This window comes from Acinetobacter sp. Marseille-Q1623, from assembly GCF_902809895.1.
Lineage (GTDB): Bacteria > Pseudomonadota > Gammaproteobacteria > Pseudomonadales > Moraxellaceae > Acinetobacter > Acinetobacter piscicola_A.
Map to the genome: position 1 here is coordinate 857867 of NZ_CADDWG010000001.1, position 13916 is coordinate 871782.

At 39.2% G+C, this 13916-nt stretch carries 12 protein-coding genes; 9 read left to right on the plus strand and 3 right to left on the minus strand.

The window, feature by feature from the left end; all coding sequences use genetic code 11:
- Positions 1-11 precede the first annotated feature (11 nt).
- The 6 genes from HUV91_RS03995 (at position 12) to HUV91_RS04020 (ending at position 7274) form a co-directional block, all read left to right on the plus strand.
- On the plus strand, positions 12-1529 hold the full coding sequence (locus tag HUV91_RS03995; RefSeq protein WP_174492600.1) for a CoA-acylating methylmalonate-semialdehyde dehydrogenase: 1518 nt from the start codon (positions 12-14) through the stop codon (positions 1527-1529).
- Positions 1530-1567: 38 nt separating this feature from the next.
- Positions 1568-2458 carry a 3-hydroxyisobutyrate dehydrogenase gene (mmsB, locus tag HUV91_RS04000; RefSeq protein WP_174492601.1) on the plus strand — a complete coding sequence of 297 codons (891 nt, stop codon included), beginning with the start codon at positions 1568-1570 and terminating at the stop codon, positions 2456-2458.
- An 81-nt stretch (positions 2459-2539) separates the two neighbouring features.
- The gene (locus HUV91_RS04005) at positions 2540-4198 is read left to right on the plus strand and encodes an AMP-binding protein (RefSeq protein WP_174492602.1); all 1659 of its coding nucleotides are present in this window, start codon (positions 2540-2542) and stop codon (positions 4196-4198) included.
- A 90-nt stretch (positions 4199-4288) separates the two neighbouring features.
- Positions 4289-5416 (plus strand): acyl-CoA dehydrogenase family protein, encoded by a 1128-nt coding sequence (locus HUV91_RS04010; protein ID WP_174492603.1) that lies wholly within the window; start codon positions 4289-4291, stop codon positions 5414-5416.
- A gap of 46 nt (positions 5417-5462) precedes the next feature.
- Complete coding sequence (locus HUV91_RS04015) at positions 5463-6236, plus strand: enoyl-CoA hydratase (protein WP_174492604.1); 774 nt, start codon at positions 5463-5465, stop codon at positions 6234-6236.
- Between the two features lie 12 nt (positions 6237-6248).
- The gene (locus HUV91_RS04020) at positions 6249-7274 is read left to right on the plus strand and encodes an enoyl-CoA hydratase/isomerase family protein (protein WP_174492605.1); all 1026 of its coding nucleotides are present in this window, start codon (positions 6249-6251) and stop codon (positions 7272-7274) included.
- A 50-nt stretch (positions 7275-7324) separates the two neighbouring features.
- On the opposite strand, the gene HUV91_RS04025 is transcribed toward HUV91_RS04020, so the two are convergent.
- Together HUV91_RS04025 and HUV91_RS04030 are read right to left on the minus strand one after the other, a co-directional pair.
- A complete protein-coding gene (locus HUV91_RS04025) occupies positions 7325-8356 on the minus strand; it encodes an LD-carboxypeptidase (RefSeq protein ID WP_174492606.1) in 1032 nt (343 codons plus the stop codon).
- Between the two features lie 132 nt (positions 8357-8488).
- On the minus strand, positions 8489-8926 hold the full coding sequence (locus HUV91_RS04030; RefSeq protein WP_174492607.1) for a DUF2147 domain-containing protein: 438 nt from the start codon (positions 8924-8926) through the stop codon (positions 8489-8491).
- A gap of 346 nt (positions 8927-9272) precedes the next feature.
- Here HUV91_RS04030 and HUV91_RS04035 point away from each other — a divergent pair, with 346 nt between their 5' ends.
- Complete coding sequence (locus HUV91_RS04035; RefSeq protein WP_174492608.1) at positions 9273-10187, plus strand: LysR family transcriptional regulator; 915 nt, start codon at positions 9273-9275, stop codon at positions 10185-10187.
- A gap of 65 nt (positions 10188-10252) precedes the next feature.
- On the opposite strand, the gene HUV91_RS04040 is transcribed toward HUV91_RS04035, so the two are convergent.
- On the minus strand, positions 10253-10447 hold the full coding sequence (locus HUV91_RS04040) for a heavy-metal-associated domain-containing protein (protein ID WP_130073483.1): 195 nt from the start codon (positions 10445-10447) through the stop codon (positions 10253-10255).
- A 152-nt stretch (positions 10448-10599) separates the two neighbouring features.
- Between HUV91_RS04040 and HUV91_RS04045 the strand changes: the two genes are divergently transcribed.
- Together HUV91_RS04045 and cueR are read left to right on the plus strand one after the other, a co-directional pair.
- A complete protein-coding gene (locus tag HUV91_RS04045) occupies positions 10600-13062 on the plus strand; it encodes a heavy metal translocating P-type ATPase (RefSeq protein ID WP_174492609.1) in 2463 nt (820 codons plus the stop codon).
- Between the two features lie 64 nt (positions 13063-13126).
- The gene (cueR, locus tag HUV91_RS04050; protein WP_174492610.1) at positions 13127-13528 is read left to right on the plus strand and encodes a Cu(I)-responsive transcriptional regulator; all 402 of its coding nucleotides are present in this window, start codon (positions 13127-13129) and stop codon (positions 13526-13528) included.
- Positions 13529-13916: the final 388 nt, after the last annotated feature.

Below are 13916 nucleotides of genomic sequence, written 5' to 3' on the forward strand. Positions count from 1 at the left end.
ATGGAGAGGTTATGAACAGCATCACAAATATTCAGTCAACGACGGCTAAATTATTAATTAACGGACAGTTTGTAGAATCACAAACTTCGGATTGGCAAGACATTGTTAACCCTGCAACACAGGAAGTGTTAGGTCGTGTGCCAATGGCAACACTGGATGAAGTTGATGCTGCCATTGCTGCTGCTCAAGAAGCCTTTAAAACATGGCGTTTAACACCAATTCAAGCACGTATGCGTATCATGTTGAAGTTACAGGACTTGATCCGTGACAACATGAAAGACATTGCAAAAGTATTAACGGCTGAACAAGGCAAAACCTTGGCTGATGCTGAGGGCGATATCCAACGCGGTTTAGAAGTCGTTGAGCATGCATGTTCAATTGGTACGTTGCAAATGGGTGAATATGTCGAAGGTGTTGCACGTGGTGTAGACACGTATACGCTGCAGCAACCACTTGGTGTGTGTGCAGGCATTACACCATTTAATTTTCCTGCGATGATTCCTTTGTGGATGTTCCCAATGGCGATTGTTTGCGGAAATACTTTTGTATTGAAGCCTTCTGAACAAGATCCATTATCGACCATGATGTTGGTTGAGCTTGCTGTACAAGCGGGTGTACCTGCAGGCGTATTAAACGTTGTACACGGCGGTAAAGCAGTGGTTGATCGTTTATGTACCCATCAAGATATTAAAGCGATTTCTTTTGTTGGTTCAACGGCTGTCGGAACGCATGTATATAACCTTGCAGGACAACATGGTAAACGTGTTCAGTCGATGATGGGCGCAAAAAACCATGTCGTGGTGATGCCTGATGCCAATAAAGAACAAACTTTAAACGCGCTTGTCGGGGCGGCATTTGGTGCGGCAGGTCAACGTTGTATGGCACTTTCTGTTGCAGTGATGGTCGGTGAAAGTAAAAACTGGGTAGATGAACTGGTCGAAAAAGCCAAAACCTTAAAAGTGAATGCAGGACATGAGCCAAATACCGACATTGGTCCAGTGATTTCTCCTCGTGCCAAAGCTCGTGTGATGGACTTAATCAATAGCGGTGTAGAGCAAGGTGCAGAGCTGTTACTTGATGGTCGTGATGTACAAGTTGTGGGCTATGAAAATGGCAACTTTGTTGGTGCGACCATTTTCAATGATGTCAAAACAGATATGCGCATTTATAAAGAAGAAATCTTTGGTCCTGTGCTTGCCATTATCAATGTAGACACTTTAGATGAGGCGATTGAACTGATTAATGCTAATCCATTTGGTAATGGTGTGGGCTTATTTACCCAAAGTGGTGCAACTGCACGTACATTCCAAAATACCATTGATATCGGTCAAGTCGGTATTAATATTCCAATTCCTGTACCTGTGCCATTTTTTAGCTTCACAGGTTCACGTGGTTCAAAACTTGGCGACTTAGGTCCTTATGGTAAGCAAGCGGTACAGTTCTATACACAAACCAAAACCATTACCAGCCGTTGGTTTGAAGACACTCAAGAAAAAGGTGAAGTCAACACCACCATTAACCTACGTTAAAACCTGCGTGTAAATACACAAAATTTAGGAGTTCAAGGATGAATATTGCTTTTATTGGTTTAGGGAATATGGGCGGTAAAATGGCTCAAAACCTCCTCAAATCAGGTTTAACGGTATACGGTTTTGACCTCAGTGAAGTGGCAATTCAGCACTTCACCGAAGCTGGTGGGATTGTGTGTGACAGTCCTCAGGCAGCGGCGCAATATGCTGATGTGGTGATCAGCATGTTACCTGCGGCAAAACATGTGAAAGAGGTGTATTTGGGGGAAAATGGTGTGTTGTCCGTGCTTAAAGCAGGCAGCTTATGTATTGATAGCAGTACCATTGATCCACAAACGATCAAAGATATCGCAGAGGTTGGTGCTGAAAAAGGGATTAAAATCTGTGATGCACCTGTGTCAGGCGGTACGATTGGAGCGCAAGCAGGTACATTGACCTTTATGGTCGGTAGCGATGATGCTGTATTTGAACAAGCGAAGACTGTCTTGCAACACATGGGTAAAAACATTGTACATTGTGGTGATGTTGGCGCAGGGCAAATTGCTAAAATTTGTAATAATTTGATTTTAGGCATTTCAATGGCTGCGGTTGCTGAAGGAATGGCATTGGGTGCAAAACTCGGTATTGACCCACAAGCACTTGCAGGTGTCGTGAATAGTTCAAGTGGTCGCTGTTGGAGTTCGGAAGTGTGTAATCCTTGGCCTGATATTTCAGCCAATGCACCTGCGGGTCGTGGCTATACGGATGGTTTTGCTACGCAACTCATGCTGAAAGATTTAGGTTTAGCTATCGAAGCAGCAGGGCAAGTCAAACAACCGATTTTATTAGGTGGTTTGGTGCAACAAATGTATCAACAGTTGTGTTTGCAAGGTAATGCGCACTTAGATTTTTCCAGCATTATTCAGCAATATTTACCACCACAAGCTTAATAGTTTCATGCCAAAGGATGGCATAACGATAAATATTCACTCATGTCATGAATAACAACAAATCTAGACGGAGCTTAAACGATGTTGAATTATCAAGATGTAGCGGCAGCATTTGATTTAAATCAAGCTGCTCAAGAAATGCTTTCGGGTTCATTAGATCAAGTTAATGCTTGCTATGAATGCTGTGACCGTCATGCAGAAGCAGATGCGAATAAAGTCGCATTATATTGGCAAGGAAAAGATGGGCGCAAAGAACAATATACCTTTAGCCAATTGAAAACATGGTCAAGCCAATTTGCCAATTTTTTAAAATCGCAAGGTGTACAAAAAGGTGATCGAGTTTCGGGATTATTACCCCGAACACCTGAACTTTTAGTGGTGATTTTAGGGGCTTGGCGCATTGGGGCAGTGTATCAACCGTTATTCACCGCTTTTGGACCGAAGGCGATTGAGCATCGTGTGCAGTTAGCACAAAGTAAATTGGTAATTTCCGATGTAGGTAACCGTAGCAAATTGGATGAAATTGCCCATTGCCCACAAATCGTGACGGTTGCAGATCATGACGGTCATGGGGTTAAACCAGGCGATTTAAACTTTTGGGATGTGGTCAATGCACAGTCTGATCAATGTGAATTGGTCATGCAAACGATCCAAGACCCATTTTTACTCATGTTTACTTCGGGTACGACAGGTCCTGCAAAACCGTTAGAAGTACCATTAAAAGCTTTAATCGCTTTTGGCAACTACATGAAAGATGCGATTGGTTTAAAAGCAGATGATTCATTTTGGAATATTGCTGACCCCGGTTGGGCGTATGGTTTGTACTATGGCATCACAGGACCATTACTGTTAGGTCATTCGACTTTATTCTACGAAGGTGGTTTTAGTATCGACAGCTTGTGTCAGATTGTTGATGATTACCAAGTGACCAATTTGGCAGGTGCACCAACAGCCTACCGTATGATGATGGCAGCTGATCCTCAGCAAATGGCAAAACTCAAAGGTAAATTCCGCGTGGTCAGTAGCGCAGGTGAGCCATTAAATCCAGAAGTGTTTAGATGGTTTAAACAAGTTCTAGATGCCCCAATTTTTGATCACTATGGGCAAACTGAAACAGGCATGGTGGTCTGTAATCATCATGCACTCAGTCATGATGTTCGAGCAGGTGTCGCAGGCTATGCAAGTCCAGGGTATCGGGTGGCGGTTGTAGATGAGCAAGGCAATGAGCTGCCGACAGATACACCGGGAATCCTTGCAGTGGATATCGAACAATCCCCAATGATGTGGTTTGGTGGCTATAAAGAAAGCCGTAAGTCTCCATTTTTAAAGCATTATTATTTAACTGGAGACACCGCAGAATTACATGCAGATGGCAGTATGAGTTTTGTTGGACGTAGTGATGATGTCATTACAACGTCAGGCTATCGTATTGGTCCTTTTGATGTAGAAAGCGCTTTGCTTGAGCATGATGCGGTGATTGAAGCTGCTGTGGTGGGTGTGCCTGATCCTGAGCGAACTGAAATTGTGAAAGCTTTCGTGATTTTGGCAGAAGGCAAAACAGCATGTGACGAACTCGCTGAACAACTTGGACAATTTGTCAAAAAACGTTTATCTGCACATGCTTATCCACGTCAAGTCGAATTTGTTCAGGAATTACCAAAAACTCCAAGCGGTAAGATTCAGCGCTTTTTACTACGCAATCAAGAGATTGCCAAACAAACGGCAAAGCAAGCAGGTTAATCAATATAAGACTTTCATCGAGTATTCAGCATAAAAAATAATATGTTAAAACTTGATGAAAGTTAAGGAATTTTTGTAAAGGAAAACAAGATGCAATTTACCGAAGAACAATTGTTAATTCAGGATATGGCGAGAAATTTCGCACAAGAGCAAATTAAGCCAAATGCAGCAGATTGGGATCGTCATGGCACATTTCCAAAAGATGCATTGTCACAAATGGGACAATTGGGCTTTTTAGGTATGTTGATCTCTGATGAATGGGGCGGCTCAGCAACTGGAAATTTAGCCTATGTTTTAGCGCTAGAAGAAATTGCCGCAGCAGATGGCGCAACCTCAACTATTATGAGCGTACATAACTCTGTCGGTTGTGTACCCATTGCCAAATTTGGCACAGATGAGCAAAAAGAAAAATATTTAAAACCTTTGGCACAAGGTGAAATGATCGGTGCTTTTGCTTTGACCGAACCGCATACTGGTTCAGATGCTGCTGCGATTAAAACCCGTGCAGTTAAAGACGGTGATCACTGGGTGATTAATGGCGCAAAACAATTTATTACCTCAGGTCATAACGCAGGCGTGATTATTGTTTTTGCTGTGACAGATCCAAGTGCAGGAAAAAAAGGCATCAGTGCTTTCATCGTCCCGCGTGAAACAGCAGGTTATGAAGTCATTCGTACTGAAGAAAAATTAGGTTTACATGCGTCTGATACCTGTCAAATTGCGCTAACCGATGTACGCGTTCATGAAAGTTTGATGTTAGGTAAAGAAGGTGAAGGTTTAAAAATCGCCTTGTCAAATCTTGAAGGTGGACGTATCGGGATTGCAGCGCAAGCTGTGGGTTTGGCACGTGCCGCACTTGAAGAAGCAACGCAATACGCCAAAGACCGTATTACGTTTGGTAAACCTATTTTTGAGCATCAAGCGGTGGCATTTCGTTTAGCTAGTATGGCAACGGAAATTGAAGCAGCACGTCAGTTGGTACATCATGCAGCACGCTTAAAAGAAGCAGGACAGCCATGCTTAAATGAAGCTTCGATGGCAAAGTTGTTTTCTTCGGAAATGGTGGAGCGTGTTTGCTCAGCAGCGCTGCAAATTCATGGTGGATATGGCTATCTCAAAGACTTCCCAATCGAGCGAATTTACCGTGATGCGCGTATTTGTCAGATTTATGAAGGTACGAGCGATATTCAACGTTTGGTGATTGCACGTAGTTTATAAAGTATTTAAAAAATAAGAGATTAGATTCAAAATCAAGGAATGAAAAATGCAGTTTGAAACGATTTTATTAGAAAAGAAAAATGGTGTAGGTTTAATCACGTTAAACCGTCCAAAGGCACTCAATGCATTAAATACTGAACTCATTCGTGAAGTTAATTTAGCACTGGATGATCTAGAACAAGACCGTGAAATTGGGTGTATCGTCCTTGCAGGCTCAGAAAAAGCGTTTGCTGCGGGTGCAGATATTAAAGAAATGGCAAATTTAACATTCCCCAATATTTATTTTGATGATTTCTTTAATTTGGCTGATCGTATCGCACAACGTCGTAAGCCATTGATTGCTGCGGTGAGTGGCTATGCCTTAGGGGGTGGCTGTGAATTGGCATTGATGTGTGATTTTATTTACTGCGCAGATAATGCCAAGTTTGCCTTACCTGAAGTCACCTTGGGTGTTATTCCTGGAATCGGGGGGACGCAACGTTTGACACTTGCTATTGGCAAAGCGAAAACTATGGAAATGTGCTTAACCGCACGTCAAATGGGCGCAATAGAAGCAGAGCAAAGTGGTTTAGTGGCGCGTGTTTTTGCGAAAGAAGAATTATTGCGAGAAACTTTGCAAGCGGCTGAGAAAATTGCTGAAAAATCACTTGTAGCCACCATGATGATCAAAGAATCGATTAACCGTGCTTTTGAAGTCAGTTTAGCTGAAGGTTTACGTTTCGAACGCCGTACTTTCCATTCTATTTTCGCTACACTCGACCAAAAAGAAGGCATGCAAGCCTTTGTTGAAAAACGTCAAGCGCAGTTTAAAAATCAATAAGAGAATGCTGACATGAATACAGAAAATCACTTAATTATCGAACAACAAGGTGCATTGGGCATGATCACTTTGGATCGTGTACCGAGTTTAAATGCTTTATCTTTGCAGATGATCAATAGCATTCGTCACCAAGTTGAAGATTGGCAAAATGAAGACAGCATCCAAGCGATTTTAATTAAGTCAAATAGCCCTAAAGCCTTTTGTGCAGGTGGTGATATTCGCTATCTTTATGATAGTTATAAAAATGGTACTGAAGACCATAAAGCTTATTTTAGTGCCGAATATGACATGCTAAATAGCATTCGAGCATCAAAAAAGCCTGTTATTGTTTTACTTGATGGCTATGTTTTGGGTGGCGGTTTTGGTTTGGCTCAAGCATGTCATATCATTGTCAGTAGCGAAAAATCACGTTTTGCTATGCCTGAAACGGCAATAGGCTTTTTCCCTGATGTGGCGGCAACACACTTCTTATCTCGTTTAGATGATATTGGTGTTTATTTGGCAACGACGGGTGATCAAATCAGCAGTAGTGATGCCTTATATTTAGATTTGATTGATTATCATGTGCCAAGTGAGCAATTCGAAGCTTTACAACAGACTTTGGTTCAAGCTGAACATTTAACGAAAGAAAGCATTGGTCAAATGATTGCGAAGTTTATTACCCATCCGACACAGAGCGAATTGAGCTTGTTGGCTGAAAATATTCGTAAGCATTTTGGTTTTGAAAGTCTAGCAGAAATTGAAAATAGTCTGGAAAATGAAACTGATACAGAATATCAAGCATGGGCAAGTAAAGTGCTGAATACTTTGCAGCAACGTTCTTTCATTGCTAAACAAGCCAGTTTAAAGCTACAACATCTTGGACGGAGTTTGTCTCTACAGCAGTGTATGCAAATCGAGCGTGATTTACAGGATATTTGGTTCGAACATGGCGATATTGTTGAAGGTGTTCGTGCTTTGATTGTTGATAAAGACAAACAACCGAAATGGCAACAAAGTAATCCGACACTGGATAAAATTTTAGCTGAGCTGGGTTAATGTCTGTAAAACCGAGTTGATCTAACTCGGTTTTTTATTTTAAAAATTATTTAAAATTTTTCTTGAAAGATAGAACAATAATCTGAGTCCTGAGGACAAGCAATATGTGCTTTTCCACCTAAAATAAAAGGTTTATTGATTTTTCCATGTCCAAAATAAGGATAATAATACACAGGAATTTGACTTTTTTCGGCAAATGTTCGAATCACTTCTTTGTAAATTAAACGTTCTCCATCATTGGTTTTACTGGGATAAAACTGTCCAAACACGATAGCTTTAGGGTGAAAATCTTTCTTAAATAAAATTTGATGTAATAAACGGTCAAGTTGTTTATAGGTTACGCTAATATCTTCAAGTAACAGAATTTTATTTTGCCAACGACGTTCATATTTGGTCGAAAATAACGTTTGTACAAGCGTTAAATTTCCTCCTGTTAATATGCCCTGATCAAAGTGGTTTTTTGCTGCCTGATTTAACGGTAAGAGTCCTTGATAATGCACACCATTTTCTAAAGTTGAGAAGATTTCATCAATTATATCATTTTGATTTTCATCAGTATTATTTATATTTGTGATTGATGCCGTTGTTTCAGTAGAAGCAGCAGTCGGTGCATTGATAATTTTGCCTGTTGCGGCGGTGGTTCCATGAATACTTTTCCAGCCAATTTCATTGTTGATAAAATAATGAATGGCTGTCACATCACTAAAACCAATGAGAACTTTCGGTGTGCTTTGCTTGATTGGGTTAATTGCTGAATGTAGTTCAGGCAATAAATTTAAAGCCCCCGAGCCACCCCGTACAAACCAAAGATATTTCACGCGATCATTTTTTAAAGCAGCAATCAGATTTTTAGCGCGTTCATGGTCAGTGTTTACATAGCCAAAGTCTGAAAGCTGCTGGTTTAGATATTGTGTATTCACACTAAAGCCTTTACTTTCAAAAGCCTGAGTTATTTTAGGGATGTAACTTTCATCATAGGCAGATGAACTAGAAATGAGGTAGATCGTATCTTTCGCATGTGAAGAGATCGAAACGTAAAGTGAAATTGCCCATATAGATATAAATTTCAAACTTTTCATCATTTCGAGATCGACTTTATTTTCAAAGGTAGAATTGTATGCAAAGGATCAGCATTACAGCTAGATAAATTGCATAAATTAAACAATTTCACTGAGTTAAATATGTCTTTTGTCCACAGCAAAGATAGTGTAATCCTAATTTACCCTTAACCATGTTTGTGAACGTCCAAATGCAGATACACCGATAAAACCACGTCCTTTTAAAACTTGCCCATTTTCAGATAAATTGGCATTAAATTTATATGTTTTACCTGTTTGTGGATCTGTAATACTTCCCCCTGTATATTTCAGATGACCTGAATTTTTTAAATTGGAAATGATCTTAAGTCCAATTAAAGGCTTATTTTGATATTTTCCGATACATTTTGTACATTTTTGTGCTTGGCTCGTTTCAAAAACTTTTTGAATGCTTGCAGACAATGTGCCATTAGCATTTTCTTTAAATTGGACAAGTGACATGGGTTTTTGTGTTCGATCATCGATGGTTTTCCATACCGTACCGTTTAAGGGGTCACTCGCATAACTATGTACAGAAATCATAAATAAGGTCAACAAGCTGAAAAGAGGTTTCATTTTTAATCTCTTATAGGATAATAAGGACAGATTATTAAAAAAATATTGAGTTTTTTATTTAATGGCTGTTAATTTTTGAAAATTAATAGATGAATTTTGTATGTGTATAAAGCTTCGCTTTTTGTATAAATAGTAGGTTTAACTGCTGCGTATCAATAGATTGTTGATTAAATCTAAATTTTGAATATTCAAATCTTTGATTATTTCAAGATTGAATTGAATTTCTGTACTTAAGATTCATTTTTACTGAATAATTTTTTCATATCTAAAAATAGATTATTCTTTAATGTCAAATCAATATATCAACGATGCTTGATTCAGAAATTTTAAACAGGGATATATAGACATGGAGCTTAGACATTTAAAATATTTTGTGGCAGTGGTTGAGGAACAAAGTTTTACCAAAGCTGCTGAAAAATTATTTATTGCTCAGCCACCTTTAAGTCGACAAATCCAAAACTTAGAAGCAGAACTGGGTGTTCAGTTATTTGAAAGGGGCAGTCGACCTTTAATGACGACTGAGGCTGGGGGATTTTTTTATAATCATGCTTTACAATTATTAAGTCAAGCCGATGAATTAAAAAGTATGACAAAAAAAATCGGTATGATTGATCGAACGATTACTTTGAGTTTTGTTGGATCATTATTATTTGGTTATTTATCTAAAATAATTTTTTTATTTAAACAAAGAAATGCTCATCTAAAAATTGAGTTGGTGGAACTGTCTTCAATTGAACAGGTGGAGGCATTAAAAAATCGAAAAATTGATATTGGTTTTGGTCGGATCAATTTTGATGATCCTGAGATTATTCGAACTAAATTACGAGATGAACCTTTAGTATTAGCGATACATGCTGGTCATCCATTAGCATGTAAGAAAGGTATTTTTTTAGAAGAATTGGTCGATGAAGATTTAATTTTTTATCCAAAAAATGATCAGCTTAATTATTCGCAGTATATAGCAGCTTTATTTGAACAGCACAATTTAAAGCCTAGGCATGTGCGCTATGTGCGAGAAATGGCTTTGGCATGTGGTTTTGCTGCTGCTGGTGATGGCATGGTAATTGTACCTGAAAGTGCTAAAAATATTTGTTTAACCAATTTGAAATTTATTCCTATTCTAGATTTGAATGCGATCACACATGTCGTTATGGCTGTTCGTAAAGAACAATATACAGAAGATATTAAATCTTTTTTTGATTGTATTTACCAAGTTTATGATTTAGAAGGGATTTCATATAATAAGCATCTCGGTTTTTGATCATTTTATGATGTAAAAAAAGCCAAATGAGATGAACAGTTGGCTTTTTAATGAAGTGTAGCGAATTACTGAACTTTGGCAGGAAAACCATCTTCTGCTAAAGCCGCAGTTATTTGATCTGTACTCGCAGTTGTGTCAACAGTGACAATTTTACTTACCAAATCAACCTCAACTTTGGCATGGCTATCCACATCTTGAATGGTTGCAGTGACACCACGCGCGCAACCACCACAGGTCATATTCTCGATCAATAATTTCATGGCTATTCTCCAAGAGAAGTTATCGTTTAAAGCAAGTCTAAACCTTAACACGATGGTAAAGTCAAGCTTTAAATCTATTTTTAAAATTCACTTGACCTTACCATGATGTCAATCTGTATGCTTAAAACAGAATTTTAAATGAGAGGTCAAATATGAGCTCACAACAGTATCAGGAAACTTTGTCAATTGAAGGCATGACTTGTGCCTCATGTGTGGGACGAGTCGAAAAAGCCTTGAAAAAAGTCGAGGGGGTAGACACTGCACATGTGAATCTAGCGACTGAAAAAGCCGTTATTCAATCATCTCATCCTTTAGACCGTGAATTGCTGATCAAAGCTGTGGAACGAGCAGGCTATGATGTGACAGCAAGCCCTGCCATTGAACTGACCATCGAAGGCATGACTTGTGCTTCTTGTGTAGCACGTGTGGAAAAGGCACTCAAAAAAGTGGAAGGTGTGCAACAAGCCAATGTTAATTTAGCTACTGAACAAGCTTGGATTCAGGCAGATGCCCATATCAGCAGTGATCGTTTAATCCAAGCTGTGCAAAAAGCAGGCTATGATGCCAAACTTGTTTCAAGCAATAAAACTCAACAACAAGATAAAAAAAATAGTGAGTTACAGGAGTTAAAACGAGATCTCATTATTTCACTGGTTTTAGCCTTACCTGTTTTTATTTTAGAAATGGGTTCACATATGATTCCTGCATTTCATATGTGGATGATGCATCATATCGGACAATATCAAAGTTGGCTGATTCAATGTGTACTGACGACCTTAGTGTTAATTTTTCCAGGGCGTAGATTTTATCAAAAAGGGATTCCTGCATTATTGCGCTTTGCACCAGATATGAATTCCTTAGTGGCAGTTGGAACATTGGCAGCCTATAGTTTTTCCTTGGTGGCTACATTTTTACCGCAGCTTTTACCGCAAGGTACAGTGCACGTTTATTATGAAGCCGCTGCGGTGATTGTGAGTTTAATTTTATTGGGGCGTTATTTTGAAGCCAAAGCTAAAGGACGAACATCTCAAGCCATCCAACATCTTATCGGTATGCAGCCAAAAACTGCCCGTATTCATCAAGATGGCCAGATTTTAGAAGTACCCATTGCCAATGTAACGAGTGATTGTATTGTAGAAATTCGTCCTGGTGAGCGTGTCCCTGTCGATGGTGAAGTTGTTGAAGGGCATAGTTATATTGATGAGTCGATGATTACAGGTGAACCCATCCCTGTTGAAAAATCTGTAGGTCAATCGGTTGTCGGCGGGACGATTAACCAAAATGGGACATTGAATATTCGTGCCACGGCGATTGGCGAAGCATCTGTTTTGGCACAAATCATTCATATGGTTGAGCAAGCACAAGGTTCAAAGTTGCCCATTCAAGCTGTAGTCGATAAAGTCACTATGTGGTTTGTTCCTGTGGTGATGGGTTTAGCACTGCTCACTTTCTTTGTTTGGTTAATCTTCGGTCCTGATCCTGCACTGACTTTCGCCTTGATCAACGCCGTTGCGGTACTGATTATTGCCTGTCCGTGTGCTATGGGCTTAGCAACACCAACGTCCATTATGGTCGGGACAGGTCGTGGTGCAGAAATGGGGATATTGTTCCGTAAAGGTGAAGCCTTACAACTTTTGCAAGATATAAACGTGGTTGCAGTCGATAAAACGGGGACATTGACTGAAGGAAAACCCACTTTAACTGATTTTCAAGTGATGGATGGTTTTGCTCGTGAGCAAGTTTTACAAATTGTCGCATCGGTTGAAGCCAAGTCTGAACATCCGATTGCGTTGGCAATTGTCGATGCGGCACAACAGGAGAATATCCATTTCTTGCCTGTAACCGCTTTTGACTCGGTGACAGGTTCAGGGATTCAAGCTGAAGTTGAGGGTCAAGCAGTCCAAATTGGTGCTGACCGTTATATGCATGAAATTGGAGTCAATGTCAGTGCATTTGCAGCCGAAGCTGCACGTTTAGGCAATGAAGGCAAAACTCCTATTTATGTGGCGATTGATCAAAAACTTGCCGCAATTGTTGCTGTTGCCGATCCGATTAAAGACTCGACCTATGCTGCGATTGATGCTTTACATCAACTTGGTTTGAAAGTTGCCATGATCACAGGCGATCACCGTCATACAGCTAACGCTATTGCCCAAAAGTTAAAAATAGATCAAGTCGAAGCTGAAGTTTTGCCTGATGGTAAAGTTGAAGTGGTGAAACAGTTACAGAAAAAATATGGTCGTGTGGCATTTGTTGGTGATGGCATCAATGATGCACCCGCATTGGCACAAGCAGATGTTGGTATTGCGATTGGCACGGGTACAGATGTTGCGATGGAAGCTGCTGAAGTGGTTCTGATGTCTGGTAATTTGCAAGGCGTACCAAATGCAATTGCGCTGAGTAAAGCGACTATTCGTAATATTCAGCAAAACTTATTTTGGGCATTTATTTACAACATTGCCTTGATTCCCATTGCCGCAGGGATTTTATATCCAAGTTTTGATATTTTACTGTCACCAATTTTTGCCGCAGGGGCGATGGCGCTGTCTTCCGTATTTGTCTTGGCTAATGCATTACGTTTAAAATATTTTCATGCACTTAAATTTGACGCATAAAAAGTCTTATATTCAGAGTTTAAATGCTTGGATTTAAACTCTGAATATCTATTAGGAGTGGAAGATGAATATCGGTCAGGTGTCTAAACAGTCAGGCATTTCCAATAAAATGATTCGTTATTATGAGCAAATCGGCTTGTTGGATACAGCAAAGCGTGCGGCTTCAGGTTATCGTATCTATTCAGAACAAGATTTAAAAACCTTAAATTTTATTCGACATGCGCGTGATTTAGGTTTTTCCTCTGAGCAAATGAAAGAATTATTATCGCTGTGGAAAAATACCGAACGTCAAAGTGCTGAAGTGAAACAACTGACTTTACAGCATATTCAAGTGTTAAATGACAAAATTGCCCAATTGCAAGCGATGGTTGACTTACTACAACATTCTGCGAATTGTTGTTCTGGCAATGATCAGGCAGATTGTGCGATTTTAAAAAATATTGAGTTGGGTGCTGTTGAAACGTAAAAGCTGTATTGAGCTTGAGTGACACAATATTGATATTTTTTCATCTTAGCAGTATGAACATCCCCCGTTTTTACAATGATCATTGGTTTTTTTCACCCCAATTCAACATGATATTCATGTATTTATTTTAGAAAATGGCGCATTTGAATCGTTAATTTTTTACATAGCATAAATGTAAATACTCAAAATTTCATAAGATTGATCAGTAACAACGTATTTATTGCAAGAAGAATAGATTTTTTATTTGCCCATGGGTAAAAGTTTAATTTATAAAAATAATTAATTATTTCAATGTCTTATAATTGTATTTTTGGGTTTTGTTGTTTCATTTTTATCTTACATGAATTTTACTCAGCTTTACCTTAGATTAAATCATTTTTATTCATCT

Bases quoted from the DNA above. Each gene is read 5' to 3' on its own strand.
- HUV91_RS03995 (WP_174492600.1), top strand. From the start codon at position 12: ATGAACAGCATCACAAATATTCAGTCAACGACGGCTAAATTATTAATT.
- mmsB (WP_174492601.1), top strand. From the start codon at position 1,568: ATGAATATTGCTTTTATTGGTTTAGGGAATATGGGCGGTAAAATGGCT.
- HUV91_RS04005 (WP_174492602.1), top strand. From the start codon at position 2,540: ATGTTGAATTATCAAGATGTAGCGGCAGCATTTGATTTAAATCAAGCT.
- HUV91_RS04010 (WP_174492603.1), top strand. From the start codon at position 4,289: ATGCAATTTACCGAAGAACAATTGTTAATTCAGGATATGGCGAGAAAT.
- HUV91_RS04015 (WP_174492604.1), top strand. From the start codon at position 5,463: ATGCAGTTTGAAACGATTTTATTAGAAAAGAAAAATGGTGTAGGTTTA.
- HUV91_RS04020 (WP_174492605.1), top strand. From the start codon at position 6,249: ATGAATACAGAAAATCACTTAATTATCGAACAACAAGGTGCATTGGGC.
- HUV91_RS04025 (WP_174492606.1), bottom strand. From the start codon at position 8,356: ATGATGAAAAGTTTGAAATTTATATCTATATGGGCAATTTCACTTTAC.
- HUV91_RS04030 (WP_174492607.1), bottom strand. From the start codon at position 8,926: ATGAAACCTCTTTTCAGCTTGTTGACCTTATTTATGATTTCTGTACAT.
- HUV91_RS04035 (WP_174492608.1), top strand. From the start codon at position 9,273: ATGGAGCTTAGACATTTAAAATATTTTGTGGCAGTGGTTGAGGAACAA.
- HUV91_RS04040 (WP_130073483.1), bottom strand. From the start codon at position 10,447: ATGAAATTATTGATCGAGAATATGACCTGTGGTGGTTGCGCGCGTGGT.
- HUV91_RS04045 (WP_174492609.1), top strand. From the start codon at position 10,600: ATGAGCTCACAACAGTATCAGGAAACTTTGTCAATTGAAGGCATGACT.
- cueR (WP_174492610.1), top strand. From the start codon at position 13,127: ATGAATATCGGTCAGGTGTCTAAACAGTCAGGCATTTCCAATAAAATG.